This window comes from Oerskovia sp. NPDC060338, assembly GCF_042726295.1.
Taxonomy (GTDB): domain Bacteria; phylum Actinomycetota; class Actinomycetes; order Actinomycetales; family Cellulomonadaceae; genus Oerskovia; species Oerskovia merdavium.
Window position 1 is genome coordinate 126,420 of the sequence record NZ_JBHXCQ010000005.1, and the last position, 23,531, is coordinate 149,950.

Sequence of the window (23,531 nt, forward strand, 5' to 3'; positions counted from 1 at the left end):
GCACTCCTGCTCGCCGGAGCCAGCACCTACCCCCGAGGAGCACAGCAGATGACAGCCCGCGCACAGATCGGCGTCACCGGACTCGCGGTCATGGGCCGCAACCTGGCCCGCAACTTCGCTCGTCACGGCTACACGGTCGCGGTGCACAACCGCTCCTTCGCCAAGACCCAGTCGCTCGTCGCCGACCACGGCGACGACGGCGACTTCGTCCCGTCCGAGTCGATGGCCGACTTCGTCGCCTCGCTCGAGCGTCCCCGCAAGGTCGTCATCATGGTCAAGGCCGGCGGCCCGACGGACGCCGTCATCGCCGAGCTGGTCCCGCTCCTCGAGCAGGGCGACATCATCATCGACGCCGGCAACGCGCACTTCCCCGACACGCGCCGCCGTGAGGCCGAGCTCAAGGAGAAGGGCCTGCACTTCGTGGGCACCGGCGTCTCCGGCGGCGAGGAGGGCGCGCTCAACGGCCCCAGCATCATGCCCGGTGGCGCCCCGGAGTCGTACGAGACCCTCGGCCCCATCCTCGAGGACATCTCGGCCAAGGTCGACGGCGTGCCCTGCTGCACCTACGTCGGTCCCGACGGCGCGGGCCACTTCGTGAAGATGGTCCACAACGGCATCGAGTACGCCGACATGCAGCTCATCGCCGAGGCGTACGACCTGCTCAAGCAGGGTCTCGGGGCCTCAGCCCAGGAGATCGGCCAGATCTTCGCCGAGTGGAACAAGGGCGATCTCGAGTCGTTCCTCATCGAGATCACGGCCGACGTGCTCCAGCACGTCGACGCCGAGACGGGCAAGGCGTTCGTCGACATCATCCTCGACCGGGCCGAGCAGAAGGGCACGGGCCGCTGGACGGTCCAGAACGCGCTCGACCTGGGCGTCCCGATCACGGGCATCGCCGAGGCCACGTTCGCGCGCGCGCTGTCCGGCTCGGTGCCCCAGCGCACGGCCGCGGTCGGCGTGCTGCCGGCCGACGCGGGCCAGTGGGAGATCACGGACCGAGACGCGTTCATCGAGGACGTGCGCCGCGCGCTGTACTCGTCGAAGGTCGTCGCGTACTCGCAGGGCTTCGACCAGATCGCCGCAGCCTCCGAGGAGTTCGGCTGGGGCATCGACCGTGGCGCCATGGCCCGCATCTGGCGCGGGGGCTGCATCATCCGCGCCCGCTTCCTCAACCGCATCACCGAGGCCTACGAGCGTGACGAGAACCTCGCGCTGCTCCTGGCCGACCCGTACTTCACGCAGACCGTCGGTGAAGGCGTCTCCTCGTGGCGTCGCGTGGTGTCCCAGGCCGCGCTCAACGGCGTGCCCACCCCCGCGTTCTCGTCCTCGCTCGCGTACTACGACGGGGTGCGCGCCGAGCGCCTGCCCGCGGCCCTGATCCAGGCCCAGCGCGACTTCTTCGGCGCCCACACCTACCACCGCGTCGACAAGGAGGGCGTGTTCCACACCGAGTGGTCCGGCGACCGCAGCGAGTCCAACGCATGACGGGGACTTCTCTCCCCGATCTCCTGCCTGTCGGCGTCGGTGGTGACATCGGCGTCTATGCGATGGTCCGCGCGTTCCACGAGCAGTACGGGACCGACGCCGTCGTGATCTCGAGCGTCGCCACGCGCGCCATGGCCGACTCGTCGTTCGTCACGAACGTCGTGACGCCCGGCATCGACGACCCCGAGGTGCTCGTCACCGCGCTCGAGCGCGTCGCCGCCCAGCACCCCGGCAAGACGCTCGTGCTGCTCACCAACGCCGACTGGTTCGTCCGGTCGATCGTCGAGAACCGCGCGCGGCTCGAGGACAAGTACGTCATGTCCTACTGCACGCTCGAGGTCCTCGAGCAGGTCTCGAGCAAGGAGGGCTTCGCGGAGGTCTGCGACCGGCTCGGCATCCCCACGCCGCGCACGGTCGCGGTCAGCGTGCCGCAGCTCGTCGCGGACGGCGGGCTCGCGGCGATCCCCGCGCTGCGCGTCGACCTCGAGTTCCCGGTCGTCGCCAAGCCGTCCTCGAGCGCGGACTACCACTACGTCTCGTTCCCGGGCAAGCGCAAGATCCACCACGTCGACTCGCGTGCCGAGCTCGACGAGCTGCTCGGGCACCTCGTCACCGCGGGGTACCCGGGGACGTTCCTCGTCCAGGAGTTCATCCCGGGCGACGAGACGCAGATGCGCTCGCTCACGGCCTATCGGGACACGCGGGGCGTGATCACCCTGCTCGCCACGGGTCGTGTGCTCCTCGAGGAGCACACCCCGGGCACGCTGGGCATCCCCGCGGCGATCCTCACCGAGCCGTACGAGGACGCCATGGAGGCCGCGAGCCGGTTCCTCGACAACGTCGGGTACACCGGGTTCGCCAACTTCGACTACAAGCTGGACCCCCGCACGGGCCGGCACGTGTACTTCGAGGTGAACCCGCGCATCGGTCGCAACAACTACTACGTGACCGCGGCCGGGGCCAACATCGCTCGTGCGCTCGTCGAGGACCGGGTCCTCGGCAGGTCGATCGAGCCTCTGCTGGCCACGAAGGAGGTCCTGTACTCGGTGGTGCCGTTCCGGCTCCTGCAGAAGTACATCCTGGACCCCTCGTTGCGGATCCGGCTGCAGGCGGTCAAGGACCGTGGCGACGCGGTGAACCCCCTGAAGTACTCGAAGGACGGGGGGCTCAAGAGGCGACTGGTCGTCGAGGCGATGACCCAGAACTTCTACCGCAAGTACAAGAAGCACTACCCGGAACCGACCACGACGGGCTACTGAGACCGTCGGTGCCGAGCGCACCGACCCTCTCCCCGCCCTGACGAGCGGACCGGACAGAGCGAGGGGCCGTCACCACCTGGTGGTGACGGCCCCTCGTCGTCGGGTGCGGCTCGGTCGTCGGGTGCGGCTCGTCGTCGTGCTCGCCGCGTCGTGAGGTGCGGCCGCGGCGTGCGGGTGGTCGGGTCAGCCCAGCTCGCTGGTGCCCGAGTACAGGTGCAGCACGGGCACGTGCAGCTCCTCGCGAGCGCGCGAGGCCCAGTCCTGGTGGAACGTGTCCTCGACCGCGTGCGGGTACGTCACGATCGCGATCTCGCGGACGTCCCCGGCGGCGACCGCAGCGCGCAGCGCGGGCAGCGGGTCGTCCTCGGTCACCGTGCCGTCGGCCTCGCGGCCCGCGGCACGGAGCTCGGCGACGCTCGCGTCGAGCTGCTCCTGCGCGGTGGCCGTGGCCTGGGCACGCGACGGCTCCTTGCCGAGCACCTCGTCCCACGCCTCCTTGAGCTCTCCCACGCTGAGGTGGTCGATGATCGCCGAGACGACGTTGCGCTCGGTGTCGGCGGGTACCAGGACCCGGTAGGCGAGGGTCTCGTCGGGGTGCAGGGACAGGATGTGCTCCACGTCCACGGCGGCGAGGGTGTCTTCGGTCAGGACGAGGATGGTGTCGGTCACAGGCCCAGACTAGTCAACGTTCTCAGCGCAGCGCCCATCGGGCAGCCAGTGTCCCGCCCGCGTGCAGCAGGTGCTCGAGCCGAGGACGGCGCGGGTCGGCGCTCGCGGGACCGGTCGTAGCGCCCGCGACGAGGGGCGGCATGCCGGCCACGATCCGTCCCGGCCCCGGACCGACGAGCACCGGCGTCGTGGTCACGCACAGCTCGTCGAGCAGGTCGGCCGCGAGCAGGTCTGCGAGCAGGTGCGGGCCGCCCTCGCACAGCACCCGGGTCAGGCCCCGGTCGGTCAGGGCCGCGAGCCCGGCCCGCAGGTCGGGCCCGGGCGTGGGGGAGGGGAGGTCCTGGGACGGGAGCGGCGCACCCGCGCGCGCGCCGTCGTCGGGCCCGACGACGAGGACGCGGTCCGCGGGGACGCTCGCCCGGGCGATCCCCGCCCCGTGTTCGTCCGTGATGACGAACGGCGGACGATCGCCCGCGGCCAGCGCCGCGGGCAGGTGGCCGCTGCGCGTGACGACCGCGAGCTCGAGCGGGCCGCGTCCCGCACGCAGGTGCTCGAGCCCGCGCGGGACGTCGAGCGCGGTGTAGCCCTCGGCCCGTGCCGTACCCGCCCCCACGAGCACGACGTCCGCGAGGGCTCGCAGCACCCGGAACACGCGCCAGTCGGCCGCGTCGTTGATGGTGCCCGATCGATGGTCGGGTCCCCACGCGCCGCCGTCGACGCTCGAGACCATGTTCGCGCGCACGTGCAGCCCCGGCGGGGACGCGTAGAACGCTGCGAGCTCCTCCTCGCGGGGCGTGACCTCCAGGCGCGTCCCGGCGAGGTGCCCCGCGCCGCCCGGGCCGATCAGCACGTCCAGCGCGGGCAGCGACGGGGCAGGGCTCGATGGGGTGACGTCCGACACAGCGCTCATCCCGCCAGGCTAGTGCGCGTAGGCTGGATCCTCGTGACTGCTGCGCCTCCCGATCTCGCCGGGACCCCGTCCGACTCGTCGAACCCGCCCCGCACCGCCGCCTCGCCCGCTCCGGGCACGGCGAGCCTGCCGGACGCGGGCACCGAGAGCACGGCGCGCGTGCGGGCGCTCGCGGACATCCGGCCCGTCGTGCCGCCCACGCGACTTCTTGCGGACCTGGTGCCGCCGCGCCACTTCGCCGACGCACGCTTCGCGACGTACCGCGCGAACCCTGCCTACCCGAGCCAGGCCTCGACGGTCGCCCGTCTCGAGGAGGTGGGTGCCCAGCTCGCTCCCGGTGCATCCGGCAGAGGCATGCGTGGTCTGTTCGCCAAGCGCAGGGCCGTGCCCGCGATCTACATGGACGGCGGGTTCGGCGTCGGGAAGACCCACCTGCTGACCTCGCTCGCGCACGCCGTGGGACCCGACGCGGCCTACGGGACGTTCGTCGAGTACACCAACCTCGTGGGGGCCCTGGGCTTCCAGGCCACGGTCGACGCGCTCGCGACCAAGCGGCTGGTCTGCATCGACGAGTTCGAGCTCGACGACCCGGGCGACACGGTCCTCATGTCCCGGCTCCTGCGCGAGCTCGCGGACCGGGGCGTCGCACTCGCCGCGACCTCGAACACGCTGCCCGGCTCGCTGGGCGAGGGACGCTTCGCGGCCGAGGACTTCCTGCGCGAGATCCAGGCCATGGCGGCACGGTTCGAGGTCATGCGGGTCGACGGCGAGGACTACCGTCACCGCGCGGTCGTGACCGAGACGCAGCCCCTGCCCGCCGACGTCGTCGCTCAGGTCGCGGCGAGCCACCCGGGCGCGACGCTCGACTCGCTCGACGAGGTGCTCGACCACCTGCGGCACGTTCACCCCAGCAAGTACGGCGCGATGCTCGACGACGTCACGCTCGTCGCGCTCACCGGGGTCCACCCGGTGACCGAGCAGTCGGCCGCGCTGCGGCTCGTGGTGCTCGTCGACCGCCTCTACGACCGCGACGTGCCCGTCCTGCTCGCGGGCGGCCAGGCCGAGGGGGCGGGCGCCGCAGGTGCCGAGGCCGCGATGTTCACCGACGAGATGTTGCGCGGCGGCTACCGCAAGAAGTACTTCCGGGCGCTGTCCCGGCTGGGCTCGCTCGCCGAGGACGGTCGCGCCCTCACGCGGACTCCAGCCGCCTGAGCTCGGTCGCGACGTCGAAGTCGGCGGGCGGCCACCCGAGGTCCAGGCGGCGCAGCGCGTCGAGCACGAGCACGAGCTCGGAGACCGCGAGCCGCGAGAACCACTTGGAGTCGGCCGGGACGACGTGCCACGGCGCGACCTCGGTGTTGGTGCGGTCGATCACGGCCTGGTACGCCTCTTGGTAGGCGGGCCACTTCTTGCGCGCGTCGATGTCGCCAGGGTTGTACTTCCAGTGCTTCTCGGGACGCTCGAGGCGTTCGCGGAGCCGCGCCTTCTGCTCGTCCAGCGACACGAAGAGGGCGACCTTGACGATCGTCGTGCCGCTCGCGACGAGCTCCTGCTCGAACGCGTTGATCTCGTCGTAGCGGGCCTCCCAGACCTCCGGGGGGACCAGCTCGTCGACACGGACCACCAGGACGTCCTCGTAGTGCGAACGGTCGAAGACCCCGAGGTAGCCCGGGTCCGGCAGGGCGCGACGGATGCGCCACAGGTAGTCGTGCTCACGCTCCTCCGCGGTGGGGACCCCGAACGACGTGTGCTGGACACCCTGCGGGTCCACCAGGCCGATCACGTGCCGCACGATCCCGCCCTTGCCCGAGGTGTCCATGCCCTGCAGGACCAGCAGGACCGAACGGTTCCCGCCGCTGCGTCCCTCGGCGAACAGGCGCTCCTGGAGGTCCGAGAGCTCGTCGGCGTGCGCGTCGAGCAGCCGCTCGGCCTGCTTGCGCCCCTGGGACCACCCGGGGGTCGAGGCGCGGTCGAACGACGCGAGGTCGAACCCGCGCGGCGCGCGCAGCGACTCGACGGGTGGCACGTCCCAGCCGGCGGACTTCTTGCTGCCGGAACGGGCGGCGCTGCCCTCAGGTGCTGGTGCGGGGCCGGCCGAGCCGGACGAGTGCTTTCCCATGCGGGTGAGGCTAGTCACCTCGCGGTCAGGACGACAGCCGAACGGCCCGCGACACGCACGGAGGACTCGTCGACGGGAGCTGGCGCGAGGGGCTCGAGGTCCCGTCGCGCGCTCGCATGGTCGGGCCCTGGCCGAGCGACGTCGTCGACCTCCCCGCCGGTCTGGGCCGGGTCGTCCGGAGGCGACCACCGCGCGGCCACGGTCCAGGCGCGTCGGGACGAGGGGAGCAGTGCGGTCCGCGGGTGTGGCCCCACGTTGACGACCGTGACGGCGTTCCCGCGCTGGACGAGCACCACGCCTCCCGGTCCGCGGCGCACGATGAGGGCCGCGTCGTCCCGCACGGCCCGGCGCAGGCGCAGGAGCGCGCCGGTCCAGGCGCGCAGGCGTTCGGTCGCGGGCGGCTCGAGCCGCGGGACGTAGGCCGAGGCGAGGAGCAGCGCGGTCGCGATCGCCTGGCCGTCCTCGTCGACCCGTTCGGTCGATCCGAGGCCGAGCATGACCTGCGCGGCGTCGGGCGCCGTCAGGATCCTGCTGAGGGCGTTGAACCACGTCGCGTCGCCCTCCCGGGCGCCCGCGACCAGGGTGTGGAAGGACCGCTCGAGACCGCGGACCCACAGCGTGCCCAAGCCCCTGCCTCCCTGCTCGGCCGGGACCAGCATCCGGGGTTCCGCCGTCTCGCACTCGCCCACGAGCCGCACCGGACGCCCCAGCACGAGCGACGCGGCGTCCGCCGTGCGGGCGACCTCGACCAGGAGGTGCACGGGCGAGGCGTCGGCAAGGTCCTGGACGCGGGCGATGCGCAGCGCGTCGACGTGGAAGTCGCGGAACCATCGGTCGGCGCTGTCGACGACCCAGTCGTGGACCTCGCGGCTGCCGGCGCGGTCGAGGTTGATCCTGCGCCCCGCGGGCAGGTCCACGGCCGGCTCTGCGGCGCGCTCGTCCCGCGAGGGGAGCGCGGGCAGCGGCGCGCCCGCCGGGCGGCGCCGGCTGCGCAGGGGGGCCAGGTACGGGGCGTAGGCCTCGAGGAAGGCCGCTCCGGGGGCCGCGCGGTGGTAGGCGACCCCGAGCGAGACGCCGATCCCGTGCGCGTGGGCCGCGTCGACGAACCGCTGGAGAGCGCGTGGCCCGCCGATCTCCTCGCACACCGTGTAGAGGTGGGGACACAGCACGCCCGCGACCGAGCCGATCGTCCGCAGCTCGACGACCGCGATCCCGAGCGCGGCCAGGGAGTCCAGCTGCTCGGCCGCCGCGTCGAGCGTGCCCTCGGGGGTGAACGTCGGGACGTCGACGTCGAGGACCGCGCCCCGAGCGTCGGGACCTCGCCACGCCTCGTCCGTCCAGTCGAACGCGGGGTCGAACGAGCGGCTCCAGCCGAGCAGCCCGTGAGGCTGGCGCGGGCTGCGCGGATCGGGGAGCGGTGGGCCCCCGTCGATCGAGAACCCGTAGTCGGTGCCCGGCTCGAGCTCGTCGTCGGCTCCCCACCAGTTGGGCACGTGCATCCCGACCAGGCGCAGGGGGCGACGCTCGGGCTCGGGACGGGTCCCGGCCGCCTCACCGTCCGGGGTTCCCTCGCCGCCCCGGGCAGGGCCGGGCAGCACGACCTCGATCGTGCGGGCCCGGGGCGCCCAGACGACCGGCCGCGGGCCGGGGACGGGGATCATGGGGGCGTCGTCGGGCGGCTTGGCGATGTTGCGGTAGCGCGAGGTCATCCGGCGTTCGCCTCCCTCTGCGCCCGCACGAGCAGCACCGTGGCGAACGACGAGACCGTGAGCAGCTCGCCCGCGCGGAAGGTCAGGGGCTCGGGCTCCGCGCCGTCCGCGGTGCTCACGAGGGTGCGCCACGTCGCGCCGTAGGCCGCGGCGGGCAGCGTGAAGTCCAGCGCACGGTCCGAGGCGTTGAGCAGCAGCAGGAACGAGTCGTCGACGATGGGCTCCCCGCGCCGGTCGCGCTCGGGAAGGTCGTCTCCGCCCAGGAACACCATGACGGACTGCGCGTACCCCTGGTTCCAGTCGGTCGTGTCCATGCGGCTGCCCGAGAGGTCGAACCAGTCCATGTCAGGGATCTCGCCGTCGGGCGTGCCGGCGGGGCCCCGGAAGAAGCGCCGCCTGTGCAGGAGCGGGTGCGCCCGCCGGATCTCGACCACGCGGCGGGCGAAGTCCAGGAGGCTGCTGCGCTCCTCGTCGAGCCCCTCCTCGCCACCCCAGTCCATCCACGTGATCTCGTTGTCCTGGCAGTACCCGTTGTTGTTGCCGTGCTGCGTGCGGCCGATCTCGTCGCCGTGGGAGAGCATGGGGACGCCCTGGGAGAGCAGGAGCGTCGCGAGGAAGTTGCGGCGCTGACGTGCCCGCAGCGCACGGACCTCGGGGTCGTCGGTGGGCCCCTCGACCCCGCAGTTCCACGACCGGTTGTGGTTCTCGCCGTCGGCCCCGCCCTCGCCGTTGGCGTCGTTGTGCTTCTCGTCGTAGGAGACCAGGTCGGTGAGCGTGAACCCGTCGTGGGCCGTGACGAAGTTGATCGACGCGATGGGCTTGCGACCGGAGTGCTCGTACAGGTCCGAGGACCCCGTCAGGCGGCTCGCGAACTCGGGCAGCATGGCCGGTTCGCCGCGCCAGAAGTCGCGCACCGTGTCGCGGTAGCGGCCGTTCCACTCGGTCCACAGGGGAGGGAACCCACCGACCTGGTAGCCGCCGTCGCCCAGGTCCCAGGGCTCGGCGATGAGCTTGACCTGGGACACGACCGGGTCCTGCTGGACGATGTCGAAGAACGCCGAGAGCCGGTCCACCTCGTGGAACTGACGGGCGAGGGTCGCCGCGAGGTCGAAGCGGAACCCGTCGACGTGCATCTCGGTGACCCAGTACCGCAGCGAGTCCATGATGAGCTGGAGCACGTGGGGCGAGCGCATGAGCAGCGAGTTGCCCGTGCCCGTCGTGTCGAAGTAGTGGGCCTCGTCGCCGTCGACGAGCCGGTAGTAGGCGGCGTTGTCGATCCCGCGGAACGACAGCGTGGGGCCCAGGTGGTTGCCCTCTGCCGTGTGGTTGTAGACGACGTCGAGGATCACCTCGATGTCGGCCTCGTGGAGCGCCTTGACCATGGCCTTGAACTCCATGACCTGCTGCCCGCGCGTGCCGTACGCGGTGTAGCCGTTGTGGGGCGCGAAGAAACCGATGGTGTTGTAGCCCCAGTAGTTCGAGAGCCCCTTGGCGACCAGGCTCGGGTCGTTCACGAACTGATGCACGGGCATGAGCTCGACGGCCGTGACGCCCAGGGCGCGCAGGTGCTCGACCACCGCCGGGTGGGCCATGCCCGCGTACGTCCCGCGCAGCTCGTCGGGCACGTCGGGGTGCAGCATGGTCATGCCCTTGACGTGCGCCTCGTAGATGACCGAGTCGTGGTAGTCGTGCTGGGGCGGGCGGTCGTGGCCCCAGTCGAAGAAGGGGTTGACGACGACCGAGAGCATGGTGTGCCCCAGCGAGTCCTCGGTGTTGGTGGGGGCCGGTGGCGCCTGCTCTTCTGCGACCGGCTCGTCGTCGGCGTCCTCGCGCGGCGCGCCGTGGTCCTCGTCCGCGGGCGTCGGGAGGGCCCCGCCGGTCGCGGCCTGCACGGCCGGCGTCTCGCCGAACCGGTAGGAGAAGAGCGACTCGTCGCCGTCGACCTGCCCGTCGATCGCCTTGGCGTACGGGTCGACCAGGAGCTTCGCGGGGTTGCACCGGTTGCCTGCCGCCGGGTCGTACGGGCCGTGCACCCGGTAGCCGTAGCGCGCTCCCGGACCCAGCCCGGGCAGGTAGACGTGCCAGACGTGCGCGTCGACGTCCTCGAGCAGGACGCGCGTCTCGCGGGGACGCCCGTCCTCGTCGAGGTCGTCGGCGATCAGGCACAGCTCGACCTTCTCGGCGACCTCCGAGAAGAGGGCGAAGTTCGTCCCCGTCCCGTCGAACGTCGCGCCCAACGGATACGGTCGGCCCGGCCAGGTCTGCATGGGTCGAGCCTTTCATCCCGGGCGCAGGTTGTCGCCCACGGCACGCCCCGGGGTTCAGGACGGGGCAGGAGACGAGTGCGCGCCGGGCGCCTCGGGAGGTACGTCGGAGCCCGACGGCGTCGCGCGCCCGGGGGGAGTCGGCCCCGGTGGGCGCGACGAGGACCCTGCGACGTCCACGGAGTCGATCGTGCTCACGGCCCTGCCCTGGTCCTCGAGCTCGTCGAACCAGTCGGAGGCTCGCAGCCGCTGCTCGAGGGCCGGCTCGACCCCGGTGAGGTACAGGCGGCACCCGTTCTCGGCCAGCTCGTCGTCGAGGTCCTCGAGCTCGTCGACGACCGTCGAGGACACCCAGTCCATGGCGCTCACCTCGAGCACGAGCGTCCGGGCGCTCGCAGCCCTGGCGAGCTGTGCCGTGCGCTCGACCGTGGGGCGCACGTTGGCCGTGTAGAGCATGCCCCGCAGCCGGAGCACGAGGAGGCCCGCGCCCGTGCTGGTGTCCGTGGAGCCGGGGCCGGGCAGGGCGCCCGGGGTACTCTGCGCGACGCCCGCGGTCGGCGCTCCGGCCGGCAGCGGCTGGTCGGGCGCGGCCTCCCACCCGTCCGGGCCGTGTCGCAGGACCTCGACCTGGGGGCGGTCGAGGTCGCGCAGCACGATGAAGAGCGTCATGAGCACGCCCGCGGCGACACCCGCGAGCAGCCCGGAGAGGAGCCCGACGAGCGTGGTCGCGACCGCGATCCACAGCTCGGACATGTCGAAGCGGGTCAGCGCCCGGAACTCTCGCACGTCGACGAGCCCGAGCGTGGCCACGAGCACGACCGCGCCGAGGGTCGCCTCGGGCATGTGGTCGAGGACCGGGGCGAGGAAGAGGGCCACGAGGACCGCGAGCAGCGCGGTCACGACGCTCACGAGCTGGCTCCGTGCCCCGGCCCGCTGGGCGACCGCGGACTGCGAGAAGCCGCCCGCGGCGGGGATGACGGCCGTGAACCCGCCCACGAGGCTCGCGGCCCCGACCGCGAGCAGCTCCTGGTCGGGGTCGATGCGCGGGTCCTTGCGGTTGCGCACCTCGCGGGCGACCGCGACGGACTCGAGGAAGGCCATGATCGCGATCGCTGCTGCGGCGGGCAGGAGGTGGGGCACGTCGCCGAGCCGCGGCAGGACGATCGCGGGGAGGCCCGCGGGGATGGGGGAGACCAGGCTCACACCGCGCTCGGTGATGCCGCCGAACGCCGAGGCGAGGATCCCGCCCGCGACGACGAGCAGCGGGGCAGGCAGCCTGGGCCAGAGGCGGCCGATGCCGACGAGCGCCGCGAGAGAGACGACCGAGAGGAGCACGGTCGTCCCGTCGACGTCCGAGAACGCACGGACCGCGGCTCGGACCTCGGGGACGAACCCGTGGCCGTGAAGAGTCTCCCGTGCTCCGAGGAGCTTGGGGACCTGCCCGACCGCGACCGTCAGCCCCACGCTCGCCTTGATGCCCGTGAGCGTCGCATGGCTGATGTTCTGCACGAGGGAGCCCAGCCGGAGAGCGCGTGCGACGAGCAGGATGACCCCGACGAGGACCGTGAGCGTCGCGAGCGCCCGGATCCGCGCCTCGGAGTCGCCGCCCCCGCTGATCGTCGAGAGGCCGACGAGGGACGTCGCGACGAGCGTCGCGATGGTCGAGGTGGTCGACATGCTCAGCGCGCGCGATCCGCCGAGGGCCGCGTAGACGACCATCGGGAGCATGCACGTGTAGAGCCCGTACTGGACGGGCAGGTCGGCGATCGTCGCGTACGCCATGGCCTGGGCACGACCACGGCGCCGGCCGTGAGCCCGGCGAGCACGTCGGTGCGCAACGAGGCGAGACGGTACCCCTGCAGGGTGGGGAAGAGGCCCTGCGGGGCCCGGGGAGGATCCGGGGCAGCCATGGCCCGAGTATCGCCCGCGGGGAGCGTCGGCGCGCCTCGTGGCCCGACGACGACGCAGCGGCCTCGGTCCGCGCGGTCTCGGAGGGTCGCGAGACGAGGGCAGCGAGAGCCTGAGCGTGAATCCTCACAGGGGTCGAAATAGTGTGCCAAGCGCGGAGCGCATCCCGACCGCCCCATTCCTGCGCCTCACCGCCTGCCAGGAGAGGGGTGATCTGTCCCTGGGGGCGCTTGCCCGGTCGGCGCGGAGCCGTGCGTCGGACCGTCGGACCTGCTAGACCAGGGGTATGAGCAGCACGAGTGAGCACCGCGCCCCTGACGCGGTCGACCTGAACGAGAGCGACGTCTCGTCCGCACGCATCTCCCCACGTTCGCGGCTGACCCTGGAGCAGGAGGCAGAGGTCGACGTCCGCGAGGGAGGGGACGCCTCGAAGGCGCCGCAGTCCTTGGCCGACGAGGAACGGCGACCCACGGACGGGATGTCGAGCGGACGGTCGTGGGACGACCCGGACGAGCTCTGAGGAGCTGACGGCCGGCGTGCCGGAGCGGTGCGGCGGACCAACCGCCCCGGCACTCAGTCGAGCGTCGGCAGCCGGTCCTGGTCCACGGCGACGAGGCGGGGCATGCCGGCAGGGGCCACCTTGCTCAGCGCGACGTAGCGCGCCTCGGCCCGGTGCAGCCGGATGTGCTCGTCGAGCGACCAGTCCGGTCCGTTGGTGAGCTGCATGCCGCACGAGCAGTCGATCGTCACCCGGCCGTCGTCGACCCGTCGGACGTGGCCGATGGTGACGTGCGAGGTGCGGGCCTCGGCCTTGGCGCGGCGCATCGAGGCGCTGACGGGTTCGTTGGCGGGGGAGTCCACCCGACGAGCCTAGACGCTCGGACGGTGCACGAGGGGAACCGGGGCCACGCACGCGACAGGCCAGGCGTGCCCGACCCGGTGGTGGTCAGTGCTCGTGGACGAGGCCCAGCTGGTGTGCGCGGTCGTGCGCGGCCTCTGCCGCCTCGCGCGCCGCGATCCTTGCCCGCACCTCGGCCCGGCGCAGCGGGGGGACCGTGCTCGGGGGCTGACGGCGCTCGGGAAGGTCGGCGAGCAGCCGCGTGACGGTCGCGGCGATCTCGGCGACGGCCGCGTCGACGGGGCCACGGGTCGCCGCGCTGACGCTCTGGACCCCGGCGACCTTGCGGACGAACTGCAGTGCGGCCGCCTGGATCTCCTCGTCGGTGGCGGGTGGTTCGAGCCCTCGCAGGGCCGTGATGTTGCGACACATGCTCTCGACGCTACGTGCGACCCGTCGTCGCGACAAGGGACGGATCGCGCCATGGCGTCGGGCCCGACGATTTCCACGCCTTGAGGGGGTATGACAAAAGGCCGTCCCGGTGGGGACGGCCTTCGTTGTGGTGGGCGATACTGGGATCGAACCAGTGACCTCTTCCGTGTCAGGGAAGCGCGCTACCGCTGCGCCAATCGCCCAGGGCTGTTCTACGAGAGAACAGCACAAGGGGTACTGCCTTGCTGAGAGGTGGAGATGGGATTCGAACCCACGTGCACGGCTTTGCAGGCCGCTGCCTCGCCTCTCGGCCACTCCACCAGGGACTCGAACCCGACAAGTCCGAAGACTTATCCGAGCGGACGACGGGATTCGAACCCGCGACCCTCACCTTGGCAAGGTGATGCTCTACCACTGAGCCACGTCCGCACTGCCGAACCTCGTCCGGATCTCTCCGGCGTTTTTCGGCGCGTCACAGACTCTAGCCGAAAGATGGGGCAAGAGTCCAAATCGCCCCAGGTCAGTGCTCTGTTCCGTCGACCTCGCGCGGCATCGAGCGGCGTCGTCGACGGCTCGGCGTGCGGTTCACCGCGCAGCGATCGGGTACGGGTCGCGGGTGGCCGTCGCGGGCCGCTCCCTCGTGCCGGCGCTCCTTCGTGCCTGCCCGGGCCGCGGACCGCCGCGAGGGGGCAAAGGTGTACGGACCGCGTCCGTCGCGGAACAGGAGGCAGATCGTGGTGCACCCGAGCTGGGCGCAGTCGGACACGGACGCCCGGGTTGCCCGGAGCGGCCTGGAGGCGTGCGGGGTGGCGTACGGGCTCAGGGGTCCTTGAGCGGGTATGACAAAAGGCCGTCCCGGTGGGGACGGCCTTCGTTGTGGTGGGCGATACTGGGATCGAACCAGTGACCTCTTCCGTGTCAGGGAAGCGCGCTACCGCTGCGCCAATCGCCCAGGGCTGTTCTACGAGAGAACAGCACAAGGGGTACTGCCTTGCTGAGAGGTGGAGATGGGATTCGAACCCACGTGCACGGCTTTGCAGGCCGCTGCCTCGCCTCTCGGCCACTCCACCAGGGACTCGAACCCGACAAGTCCGAAGACTTATCCGAGCGGACGACGGGATTCGAACCCGCGACCCTCACCTTGGCAAGGTGATGCTCTACCACTGAGCCACGTCCGCACTGCCGAACCTCGTCCGGATCTCTCCGGCGTTTTTCGGCGCGTCACAGACTTTAGTAGACGAGAGCGCTGGGCGTCCAACCGGGTTCGGGCCCCGCGCGAGGCTCGGTAGCGTTGTGGGGTGCCAGCGCTACGAACCAGTTTCCCCAGGACCCGCGCCGTTCCGCGGTTTCCTGACGCTCCGTCCGCTCGGGTCGAGGCGGTGGAATGAGGCGCGGGTCACGCTCCCAGACCGCGCGGAGGGTTGCGGAGGGCTTCGACGTGCAGGGCTCTGACCTGCACCGGGAGGGTCCAGAGGCGGCGGGGGGTCGACCCCGCGAGGCGGGTGCCGCCGGCCACGGGCCGAGCACGGTGCGCGACGGGGCGGGGTTCGCGTCGTTCGCCGGCCGCCAGGCGGCCCGTGCCGTCGAGTGCATCGACCTCGCGGTCGAACCCGAGCGTCTGGCCGAAGGGCTCTGGTTCGTCGTCGCCGACTTCGAGGATCCCGCGCACGGGGGGCGGGCGCGTGCCTGGCGCTTCGCCGACCACGACGCACCCGGCGACGACCTGACCGCGCGCGTGACGCCGTCGGGCAGGGAGGGCTCGTGGCGCGGGCCGCACCCCGACACCTGGCGCAGCTCGCTGTCCCGCGACGAGTACCAGGCCGCCGTGGCGGCCGTGCGTCACGCCGTGCACGAGGGGGACGTCTACCAGGCCAACATCTGCCGCGTCCTCACCGCGCCGCTGCCCGCGGACGACCGCGAGCCCGACGCCCGTGCGCTCGCCCGGATCCTCGCCGCGGGCAACCCCGCGCCCTACGCGGGCGCGATCCACGTGCCCGCGGAGAGCGGGATCGAGCCCATGTGGGTCGTGACGGCCTCGCCCGAGCTCTTCCTGCGGCTCGAGAGCGGTGTGCTCTCGTCGGGCCCCATCAAGGGCACCGCGGCCACTGCGGACGGGTTGCGCGAGAAGGACCGCACGGAGAACGTCATGATCACGGATCTCGTCCGCAACGACCTGCAACGCGTGAGCGAACCCGGCTCGGTCGAGGTCACCGACCTGCTCGCGGTCGAGGCGCACCCAGGCCTCGTGCACCTGGTCTCGCGCGTGCAGGGGCGCGTGCAGGTCGCCCAGGACGCCCCCGGTGGTCTCTGGGGACAGGTGCTCGCTGCGACGTTCCCGCCCGCGTCGGTCTCCGGTGCACCCAAGTCCTCGGCGCTGCGGATCATCTCCGAGCTCGAGCGCGGCCCGCGCGGTCCCTACTGCGGGGCCGTCGGCTGGGTCGACGGCGACACGGGCGAGGCCGAGCTCGCCGTCGGCATCCGGACCTTCTGGTGGTCCGACGCCGAGCTGAGGTTCGGGACCGGGGCAGGCATCACGTGGGGCAGCGACCCTGTCGAGGAGTGGGAGGAGACCGAGCTCAAGGCCGCGCGGCTCGTCGCGCTCGCCTCGGGCGAGGCTGCGGCAGACTGAGGTCATGTCGATCGTCGTGTGGGTGGATGGGTCCTTCGTCGAACCGCGGGAACGGGCGCTGAGCGCGCTCGACCACGGCGTGACCGTGGGGGACGGGATCTTCGAGACGTGCGCCGTGTACGGCGGGCAGGCGTTCGCGCTGACCCGTCACCTGCGGCGCCTGGGCCGGTCCGCGGCCGGCATGGGGTTGCCGGCGCCCGACGAGGCGCGCATCCGCGACGGGGTCGCGCAGGTCCTGGCCGCCGCGGGGGAGAGCGCGGGGCGCCTGCGCATCACGGTCACGGGCGGGTTCGGTCCCATGGGGTCGGGGCGTGAGGACGGCGAGGAGACGATCGTGATCGCCGCGGGTCCCGCGTCGCCCGGCCCGACCTCGCGGACCGTGCGCTCGCCCTGGGTGCGCAACGAGCGCTCGGCGGTGGCCGGGCTCAAGACGACCTCGTACGCCGAGAACGTCGTCGCGCTCGCCGACGCCGTCGCGCGCGGGGGAGACGAGGCGATCCTCGCCAACACCGTGGGCGAGCTGTGCGAGGGCACGGGAGCCAACGTGCTCGTCGAGGTCGGCGGAGAGCTCCTGACGCCCCCGCTGTCGTCGGGCTGCCTCGCGGGCATCACGCGCGAGCTCCTCCTGGAGTGGGCGGCGGAGGACGGGCTGCCCGTCCGCGAGGCCGCGCTCCCGTTCGAGGTCCTCGACCGTGTCGTGGCTCCAGGGCCCGACGGCGGAGCCGCCCCCGGCGTGGGCCTCGCCCTCGCGGGGAGCGTGCGCAACATCCAGCCCGTCGTCTCGCTCGACGGTGTCGCCGTACGTGCCGGGGAGCTGTCGCTCGCGGCGCGCGAGCTGTTCGACCGCCGGCGGCGGGAGCGCATGGACCCGTGACGAGGCGTGAGTCCGGTGCAGGGGGGTGGGGTGCACGGTGTGCGGAGGCCGGCGGGCGGCCTGCCGGAGGTCGACTGCCCCGCCCGCTCCTGGCTCGTCTGCGAACCGTGAGAAGCGGCCGAGGCGCGGAAACAGGCCGTTGCGGGACCAGCGGCGCTACGCTGGGGGAGTCCCGTGACGGCGGGCGGAGGGCCGGGTCCGGAGGCCAGTTCGCGATCTGGGTCGAAATACGGCTAATATCTTCCAGGACGCACGGCCGGACCGAAAGGTTCAGTCGAAGCGGGCGATTGGCGCAGTGGTAGCGCGCTTCGTTCACACCGAAGAGGTCACTGGTTCGAACCCAGTATCGCCCACCGAAGGAGAAGGCCCCCAGCCAGCGGAAACGCTGGCTGGGGGCCTTCTGCGTCGCATCTCGTGCACCGCGCGTGCAGTCGGGGCTGGGCCTGCATCAACTGAGGACAGGCGGCCCCCGTCGTCCCCGCGCCGGTGCGAGGAGCGGGGCTCGCGGTGGCGGGCTTGCTCGCGCTCGCTGGGCTTGCCTGTGTCGTCGTGGGTGGGAGCGTCGTCGCCCGGGCGTGGCGCCGTTCGTGACGTCGGCGTCGGGTGGTGGGGACTGCAGCCGCTTCGCCCGAGCCTTGTCGTCTGGCTCGGGCCCCTGCAGATCCCCGCAGCGCGACCACGGCTGCCGTGGTCCGGTCTTCGTTCGAGCCGACGCCGACCGCGGAGCCCGTCCGGCGTCAGGGCGCAGCGGTAGCCACAGCCGGGCGACCTCGTTCCTTGGCACGCGCCGTGACGCGACGGCCAGCCGGGTACCCGGCGGCGGGTGGCCGGTTCAACCGGCCAGCCCTCCCATCCCCCCGCCCAGCGGACCCGTAGGCACGGTGTTCCGTTCGCGTCCGCAACGGGTGCAGGCGAGGTAGCGGGAGTCCTCGATCTGGCGACGCTGCCACTTGTGCCAGCCCACCATGCATCGCACGTCCTTCATGACGAGCCCCTCTCGTCGACGGCGGGTGGCGTGTCCGCCACGCGACGCCACTGACCACGCTAGCCCTGGGCGCGCGGCGCCGACAAGGTTCGAGGTGCCTGTGCCCGGCGGGCGCGCCGCAGCCAACGGCTACGCCGTATGACGCGCTCGCTCGCCCGGGTCGGAGGCAGCAGGCTCAGCTGTTGAGACCCAGCCCCTTGCGGCCTTTCGCGAAGTAGGCGATCGGACCCACCCAGTTGGCGAGCATCGCCACGCCCCACGCGAGCTTCGAGCCCTCGACCTCGTCGGCGGAGCGCTTGGCCAGGTCTCGGTAGCCCGCGACCGTGAGCGAGATCTGTACGACCGAGACCGCCAGCATCAGCACCTTCTTGCCGGCGCTGAACTCGTTCCACGTCTTCTTGTGTGCCATGAGCACTCCTCCCGTAGCGGTGTGACGTCCCCCTGGCCACGACGCTACGCGGGCACCGCTCGACGCGCACGGCACCGGGCCCCAGCGCACCGGTCCCAGGTGTTCCGGCCCGGCTCGGCCAGGCGCGTGACCGACGGTCACGACCGTCGGCGGCACGGTGACAGGTCCGCGAACTACGCTCGGCGGGTGAGCGACGAGATCGTGGTGCGCGAGGCGCGCACGGAGGACTGGCCCGGGATCTGGCGGACGCTCGAGCCCGCCTTCCGGGCCGGTGAGACGTACACCTACCCGCGGGACATCAGCGAGGCCGAGGCCAGGACGGCATGGACCGCGCTGCCGGGCGTGCGCGTCCTCGTCGCGGTGGACCCCGCCCACGGTGAGGGGGCGATCCTCGGGACCGCCAAGTACCTGCCGAACCACCCTGGCGCCGGCTCTCACGTCGCCAACGCGAGCTTCGTCGTCGGGCCCGCAGGGACCGGACGGGGCGTCGGGCGGGCGCTCGCAGGCGCGGTGCTCGACGGCGCGCGTGCTGACGGTTTCCTCGCGATGCAGTTCAACGCGGTCGTCGAGACCAACGAACGAGCGGTGCGCCTCTGGGAGTCCTTCGGGTTCGAGATCCTCACGACCGTGCCCGACGCGTTCGCGCACCCCGTGCACGGCCTCGTGGGACTCCACGTCATGCACCGGGAGCTCTGAGACGGTTCTCGTCCCCGTGGCGACGTCCTGGGCCGCTGGCGGTCACCCGGCACCCGGGCTGCGCGCGACGACGGCGCCCCACCCGGTCCTCCGACCGGGTGGGGCGCCGTCCTCGGGTCGTGGCGGCTCGCGCAGAGCGCGCCGCCAGGCGTCAGGCCGCGGCGACCTCCCGCGGGAAGAGGCGGGCCATGACGTCCGAGAGCGCGATGACGCCGGCGACCGAGGCGCCGTCGGTCACCACGGCGAGGTGGTTGCGGGTCTCGCGCATCTGGGCGAGCGCCGCGTAGACGGGCACGGACCGCTCGAGCGTGAAGGGCGGCCGCATGAGGTCGGCCGCCGGACGGTCGACGCCCACGTCCAGGGTGTCGCGCACGTGCACGACACCCGAGATGCTGCTGTCGTCCCCGAGCAGGATCCGCAGGTGGCCGGACGCGCGCGTGGCCTCCTGCACGTCGTGCACGGTGGCGTCGAGCGGGACCATGGTGGGCGTGCCCCGACCCGTGAGCAGGTCGCCCACGGTGAGGGTCTGCAGGTCCAGCGCACCCGAGAGCTGCGCGAAGTACGCCGGGTCGAGCGCGCCGACGTTGGCCGAGTGCTCGACGAGGTGGCGCAGGTCGTCGGCGCTCTGGCCCGAGGCGACCTGCCCCGTGGGTTCGACGCCGACCTTGACCAGGCACCAGTTGGCCATGTTGTTGAGCCCCGTGAGCAGGGGACGGGTCAGCCACATGAAGCCGCGCATGGGGATGGCCAGCAGCGTGGCCGATGTCTCCGGGTGAGCGATGGCCCACGACTTGGGGGCCATCTCGCCGACGACCAGGTGCAGGAACGTCACGATGATCAGCGCGAGGACGAACCCGGCGGCGTCCGCGACCCACAGCGGGGCCCCCCACGCCTCGAACGCGGGCGTGAGCCAGTGGTGGACGGCGGGCTTGGTGATGGCACCGAGCGCCAGGGTGCAGGCCGTGATGCCGAGCTGGGAGCCGGCGAGCAGCACGGTCAGCTCGGTCGAGCTGCGCAGCGCGGCGCGCGCCGAGCGGCTGTTCGGGGCGGCGTCCTCGAGGCGGTGCCGCTTGGCGGCCAGCAGCGCGAACTCGACGGCGACGAAGAACGCGCTGAGCGCGATGATGACGACGGTGATGGCCACGACGACCCAGGGGTTGCTCATCGGTCGCCCTCCTCGGTCTCGGGCGCCACGTCAGGCGCGGCGTCGGGTGCTGGCAGCGGTCGGTCGTCGGTCGGGAACGTCACCCGGACCAGCGACGGGACGTGGCGCTCGACCTCGACCACGTCCACACGCATCCAGGCGGGTTCCGGCTCGGCCGCGAGGGCCAGGTCGGCGGGGTCGAGCGGGAGCTCGACCACGATCCCCTCACCGGGTTCGAGCAGCGAGCCGTGCTGGTCGATCACGAGACCGGCGATCGTCTCGTAGTCGCCTCGCGGCAGGTCGCGCCCGATCGCGCGCTCGACCTCGTCGATGTGGGTGTCGCCGGGCATGACCCAGATCCCGTCGTCGTCGCGCGGGGCGATGGTGGGCGTCGCGGGGTCGTGCTCGTCCGTGATCTCCCCGACGAGCTCCTCGGCCAGGTCCTCGGCCGTCAGGACGCCGGCGAACCCGCCGTACTCGTCGATCACGCACGCGAGCTGGTTGCGGGTCTCGGTGAGCTCGCGCAGGGCGTCGGGCAGGCTCATCGCGGTCGGGACCACGACCACGGGCCGCATGAAGTCCTGGGCCCGGACATCGTCGCCGTGCGTGGTGGTCAGGACGTCGACGAGGTGGACGACGCCCACGACCTGGTCGTCGTCGGCGAGCACCGGGTAGCGCGAGTGGCCCGCAGCCATCCGTGCGCGCACCTGTGCGAGGGTGTCGTCCGCGTGCACGACGTCCACGCGAGCGCGGGGGATCATGGCGTGCTCGACGTCGCGCTCGGGGAAGTCGAGGATGCGGTCCAGGAGCACCGAGAGCTCGCCGGGCAGGTCGCCGCTCTGCCGCGAGTCCGCGACGATGTGCTCGAGGTCGCGGGCCGTCGCCGAGTGCTCGACGTCGTGGACCGGCTCGATCCGCAGCGCCTTGAGCAGGAGGTTCGACGCCTGGTCGAAGATCTTGATGAGCCACCCGAACACGGCCAGGTAGATGGTCGTCGAGCGGGCGAGCCACAGGGCGACCGGCTCCGGCCGGGCGATCGCGAGGTTCTTGGGGAAGAGCTCGCCGAAGATCATCTGGACGAACGTCGAGAACACCAGGGCCAGGACGGTGCCCACCGCGATGCCCACGCCGGTCGGGACGCCGACGCCGCCCAGGGCCTCGCCCAGCGACTCACCGACGAGGGGCTCGGCGACGTAGCCGACCAGCAGCCCGGTCACGGTGATGCCCAGCTGTGCGCCCGAGAGCATGAACGACGTGCGCTTGGTGACGGCCAGGGCGCGCTTGGCCCCCGGGTCGCCCGAGCCCGCGCGGGCGCTCAACCGTGACCGGTCCACCGCCATGTACGCGAACTCCTGGGCGACGAAGTAGCCCGTCACGGCAGTGATCGCCACGATCACGACGACGCCGAGCAGGAGTGTCAGCACCCACATCGGAACCTGCACCCCCTCGTCGCAGCATCGGTGGCCGGCACAAGGGGGTTCGTACTGTCTGCGTCCATGTCTCTCTCAGATCGCGGGTGGATTCCGTCAGGTCAACGCGGAAGGAGGCCTGAGCGTTCCCAGGATCTCGCACGAGTTTCCGCGACGCCGCCCGTGCCCCGCGAGCGGTCTTCACGAGTGCTCGCCGTGGGGGGGAGGCAGAGACGTAGGGTGTGAGCGACGACCGATCGAGCGAGCGAGGAGATCGACATGGCTTCCACTGCCGTGGCCCAGGCGACCGTCAGCGACGTGCTGGCCCAGCTCGAGGCCCTGGAGGACCCCAAGATCCGCGCGGTGAACGAGCGCCACGGGGACGACCACGGCGTGAACCTCACCAGGCTCCGCGCGGTCGCCAAGAGCCTCAAGACCCAGCACGAGCTCGCAGGACAGCTCTGGGAGACGGGGGACACCGCGGCCCGTCTCGTCGCGATCCTGGTCTGCCGGCCCAAGGCCTGGTCGGCCGCCGAGCTCGACGCCATGCTGCGCGACGCTCGCGTGCCCAAGGTGCACGGGTGGCTCGTGAGCTACGTCGTCAAGAAGAGCCCGCACGTCGAGGAGCTGCGCGTCGCGTGGTTCACCGATCCCGACCCGGTCGTCGCGAGCGCCGGGTGGGCGCTGACGACCGACCGTGTGGCGAGGTCGCCCGAGGGGCTCGACCTGCCGGGGCTCCTCGACCGCATCGAGGCGGACATGAAGGACGCCCCCGAGCGTCTGCAGTGGGCCATGAACGAGTGCCTGGCCACCATCGGCATCCACCACCCCGAGCTCCGTGCCCGTGCGGTCGGCATCGGTGAGCGGCTCGAGGTCCTCAAGGACTACCCGACGCCCCCGGGCTGCACGTCGCCCTTCGCTCCGACCTGGATCGCGGAGATCGTCCGGCGTCAGGCCCGGTAGCGGCGCCGGTCGGGGCCCGACGGGCGTCGTCGACCCCTCGGTGCGGTCGAGCTCACCGGTTCACCCGTCCACGGCCCGGCCACCGCTCGCGACCTCGCGGGCCCACGCCTGGAGCAGGCGTCGTTCGAGGGCGGTCGCGGGCTGGTCGCCGTCGGGCAGGCCCGGGGCGAGCAGCGCTGCCGCCGTGAGCGCGGTCCCGCGGCGCGTCGTGCGGAGCACCAGCGCTCCCGGGACGTAGCCGGCGTCGGGCCCTGCTGCGTCCGCTGCGACCAGCTGGTCCGCGACCGTGTCCCGGAGGCGGAGCATCTCGCCGTGGGTGTAGAAGATCCCACGCGTCTGGCCGTCGGTGTCGGGCGTGAACACGATCGCGGCGTCTGCGGACTGGGCAGCAGGGGCGGGGAGCGCCGCGCACCGGGGCGCGTCGGGGAGGTCTGCCAGGCGGTGGGTCACCTGGAGCGCCGCGCGGCCGATCGCGGACAACGGGCCCACGGCGATCCGCGCGCGCACCGACGGGCGTCCACGTGCCGCGCGCAGTCCGGTGACGTCGGCGATCACCACTCTCGGCTGGGCGAGCTGGTAGGCGGTCCGCCGCTGGCGGTGGGTCCGCGAGCTGCACGACGTCCTGGCGCACAACCTCACGCTGGTCAACGCGCAGGCAGGTGTCGCGGGTTACCTCCTGCACACCGACCCGCGCGCGGCCGAGGAGGCGCTGCGGGGCATCACCGAGCACACGCGCAGGGCTCTCGACGAGCTGCGGGCGACCGTCGGGCTGCTTCGCCAGGAGGGGGACCGGGCCGAGGGGCCTGACGAGCCTGCGGCCGACGCCCTG

The 23,531-nt window shown here is 72.4% G+C and carries 20 protein-coding genes, 7 tRNA genes and 1 pseudogene; 10 read left to right on the forward strand and 18 right to left on the reverse strand.

All coding sequences use genetic code 11. The features are described 5' to 3' along the window. Positions 1–48: 48 nt before the first annotated feature. Entirely contained in the window at positions 49–1,485 is a 1,437-nt protein-coding gene (gene gndA, locus ACFWGN_RS07925) for an NADP-dependent phosphogluconate dehydrogenase (protein WP_354505253.1), read from the forward strand. Further along, positions 1,482–2,744, forward strand: coding sequence for a carboxylate--amine ligase (locus tag ACFWGN_RS07930; protein WP_377616420.1), 1,263 nt, complete (start codon positions 1,482–1,484; stop codon positions 2,742–2,744). Before gndA ends, ACFWGN_RS07930 begins: the two co-directional genes overlap by 4 nt. Before the next feature lie 183 nt (positions 2,745–2,927). On the opposite strand, the gene ACFWGN_RS07935 is transcribed toward ACFWGN_RS07930, so the two are convergent. Beyond that, complete coding sequence (locus tag ACFWGN_RS07935) at positions 2,928–3,413, reverse strand: hypothetical protein (protein ID WP_377616421.1); 486 nt, start codon at positions 3,411–3,413, stop codon at positions 2,928–2,930. 22 nt (positions 3,414–3,435) lie between these two features. Further along, positions 3,436–4,323, reverse strand: coding sequence for a dihydrofolate reductase family protein (locus ACFWGN_RS07940; protein ID WP_377616422.1), 888 nt, complete (start codon positions 4,321–4,323; stop codon positions 3,436–3,438). A gap of 126 nt (positions 4,324–4,449) precedes the next feature. On the opposite strand from ACFWGN_RS07940, the gene zapE reads away from it, so the two are divergent. Next, entirely contained in the window at positions 4,450–5,535 is a 1,086-nt protein-coding gene (gene zapE / locus ACFWGN_RS07945) for a cell division protein ZapE (protein WP_377616531.1), read from the forward strand. Here zapE and ACFWGN_RS07950 read toward each other — a convergent pair. From ACFWGN_RS07950 to ACFWGN_RS07965, 4 genes are read right to left on the reverse strand one after another with little or no spacing between them, the layout of a single operon-like run. Further along, positions 5,513–6,442 carry a polyphosphate kinase 2 family protein gene (locus ACFWGN_RS07950; protein WP_377616423.1) on the reverse strand — a complete coding sequence of 310 codons (930 nt, stop codon included), beginning with the start codon at positions 6,440–6,442 and terminating at the stop codon, positions 5,513–5,515. The two genes, zapE and ACFWGN_RS07950, sit on opposite strands and share 23 nt — an antisense overlap. A gap of 14 nt (positions 6,443–6,456) precedes the next feature. Beyond that, positions 6,457–8,151: a hypothetical protein gene (locus ACFWGN_RS07955; RefSeq protein WP_377616424.1), complete on the reverse strand. Its 1,695-nt coding sequence runs from the start codon at positions 8,149–8,151 to the stop codon at positions 6,457–6,459. Beyond that, complete coding sequence (glgX, locus tag ACFWGN_RS07960) at positions 8,148–10,418, reverse strand: glycogen debranching protein GlgX (RefSeq protein WP_377616425.1); 2,271 nt, start codon at positions 10,416–10,418, stop codon at positions 8,148–8,150. Before glgX ends, ACFWGN_RS07955 begins: the two co-directional genes overlap by 4 nt. Positions 10,419–10,472: 54 nt before the next feature. Continuing rightward, positions 10,473–12,197 (reverse strand): SulP family inorganic anion transporter, encoded by a 1,725-nt coding sequence (locus tag ACFWGN_RS07965; RefSeq protein WP_377616426.1) that lies wholly within the window; start codon positions 12,195–12,197, stop codon positions 10,473–10,475. Between the two features lie 412 nt (positions 12,198–12,609). On the opposite strand from ACFWGN_RS07965, the gene ACFWGN_RS07970 reads away from it, so the two are divergent. Next, a complete protein-coding gene (locus ACFWGN_RS07970) occupies positions 12,610–12,843 on the forward strand; it encodes a hypothetical protein (RefSeq protein WP_191804953.1) in 234 nt (77 codons plus the stop codon). A gap of 53 nt (positions 12,844–12,896) precedes the next feature. Here ACFWGN_RS07970 and ACFWGN_RS07975 read toward each other — a convergent pair whose 3' ends face one another. From ACFWGN_RS07975 to ACFWGN_RS08010, 8 genes are all read right to left on the reverse strand, one after another. Beyond that, entirely contained in the window at positions 12,897–13,184 is a 288-nt protein-coding gene (locus tag ACFWGN_RS07975) for a hypothetical protein (protein WP_318244605.1), read from the reverse strand. An 85-nt stretch (positions 13,185–13,269) separates the two neighbouring features. Further along, the gene (locus ACFWGN_RS07980; protein WP_191804951.1) at positions 13,270–13,593 is read right to left on the reverse strand and encodes a DUF2277 domain-containing protein; all 324 of its coding nucleotides are present in this window, start codon (positions 13,591–13,593) and stop codon (positions 13,270–13,272) included. Positions 13,594–13,721: 128 nt separating this feature from the next. Further along, a tRNA-Val gene (locus ACFWGN_RS07985) sits at positions 13,722–13,796 on the reverse strand. A gap of 47 nt (positions 13,797–13,843) precedes the next feature. Beyond that, positions 13,844–13,914 (reverse strand) — tRNA-Cys (locus tag ACFWGN_RS07990). A gap of 36 nt (positions 13,915–13,950) precedes the next feature. Further along, positions 13,951–14,022 (reverse strand) — tRNA-Gly (locus tag ACFWGN_RS07995). 448 nt (positions 14,023–14,470) lie between these two features. After that, positions 14,471–14,545: transfer RNA gene (locus ACFWGN_RS08000), tRNA-Val, on the reverse strand. 47 nt (positions 14,546–14,592) lie between these two features. Then, a tRNA-Cys gene (locus ACFWGN_RS08005) sits at positions 14,593–14,663 on the reverse strand. Between the two features lie 36 nt (positions 14,664–14,699). Next, positions 14,700–14,771, reverse strand: a tRNA-Gly gene (locus ACFWGN_RS08010). A 350-nt stretch (positions 14,772–15,121) separates the two neighbouring features. Between ACFWGN_RS08010 and ACFWGN_RS08015 the strand changes: the two genes are divergently transcribed. The 3 genes from ACFWGN_RS08015 to ACFWGN_RS08025 all read left to right on the forward strand — a co-directional run bounded on the left by ACFWGN_RS08015 (position 15,122) and on the right by ACFWGN_RS08025 (position 17,449). Further along, a complete protein-coding gene (locus ACFWGN_RS08015) occupies positions 15,122–16,222 on the forward strand; it encodes a chorismate-binding protein (RefSeq protein ID WP_377616427.1) in 1,101 nt (366 codons plus the stop codon). A gap of 4 nt (positions 16,223–16,226) precedes the next feature. Beyond that, the gene (locus ACFWGN_RS08020) at positions 16,227–17,096 is read left to right on the forward strand and encodes an aminotransferase class IV (RefSeq protein ID WP_377616428.1); all 870 of its coding nucleotides are present in this window, start codon (positions 16,227–16,229) and stop codon (positions 17,094–17,096) included. A gap of 281 nt (positions 17,097–17,377) precedes the next feature. Continuing rightward, positions 17,378–17,449: transfer RNA gene (locus ACFWGN_RS08025), tRNA-Val, on the forward strand. An 807-nt stretch (positions 17,450–18,256) separates the two neighbouring features. Here the strand turns inward: ACFWGN_RS08025 and ACFWGN_RS08030 are convergent. Then, positions 18,257–18,490: a PLDc N-terminal domain-containing protein gene (locus tag ACFWGN_RS08030; protein ID WP_191804945.1), complete on the reverse strand. Its 234-nt coding sequence runs from the start codon at positions 18,488–18,490 to the stop codon at positions 18,257–18,259. 186 nt (positions 18,491–18,676) lie between these two features. Between ACFWGN_RS08030 and ACFWGN_RS08035 the strand changes: the two genes are divergently transcribed. Continuing rightward, positions 18,677–19,186 carry a GNAT family N-acetyltransferase gene (locus ACFWGN_RS08035; RefSeq protein WP_377616429.1) on the forward strand — a complete coding sequence of 170 codons (510 nt, stop codon included), beginning with the start codon at positions 18,677–18,679 and terminating at the stop codon, positions 19,184–19,186. Between the two features lie 151 nt (positions 19,187–19,337). Here the strand turns inward: ACFWGN_RS08035 and ACFWGN_RS08040 are convergent, their stop codons facing one another. Beyond that, positions 19,338–20,351, reverse strand: a complete 1,014-nt coding sequence (locus tag ACFWGN_RS08040) for a hemolysin family protein (RefSeq protein ID WP_377616430.1) — start codon at positions 20,349–20,351, stop codon at positions 19,338–19,340. Then, the gene (locus tag ACFWGN_RS08045) at positions 20,348–21,760 is read right to left on the reverse strand and encodes a hemolysin family protein (RefSeq protein WP_377616431.1); all 1,413 of its coding nucleotides are present in this window, start codon (positions 21,758–21,760) and stop codon (positions 20,348–20,350) included. Before ACFWGN_RS08045 ends, ACFWGN_RS08040 begins: the two co-directional genes overlap by 4 nt. Positions 21,761–22,018: 258 nt before the next feature. On the opposite strand from ACFWGN_RS08045, the gene ACFWGN_RS08050 reads away from it, so the two are divergent. Further along, entirely contained in the window at positions 22,019–22,702 is a 684-nt protein-coding gene (locus ACFWGN_RS08050; RefSeq protein ID WP_377616432.1) for a DNA alkylation repair protein, read from the forward strand. Positions 22,703–22,762: 60 nt separating this feature from the next. Here the strand turns inward: ACFWGN_RS08050 and ACFWGN_RS08055 are convergent, their stop codons facing one another. Beyond that, positions 22,763–23,257: a hypothetical protein gene (locus ACFWGN_RS08055; protein ID WP_377616433.1), complete on the reverse strand. Its 495-nt coding sequence runs from the start codon at positions 23,255–23,257 to the stop codon at positions 22,763–22,765. Between the two features lie 55 nt (positions 23,258–23,312). On the opposite strand from ACFWGN_RS08055, the pseudogene ACFWGN_RS08060 reads away from it, so the two are divergent. Then, positions 23,313–23,474, forward strand: a pseudogene (locus ACFWGN_RS08060) (histidine kinase dimerization/phosphoacceptor domain-containing protein); the annotation flags it as partial. Between the last annotated feature and the right edge of the window lie 57 nt (positions 23,475–23,531).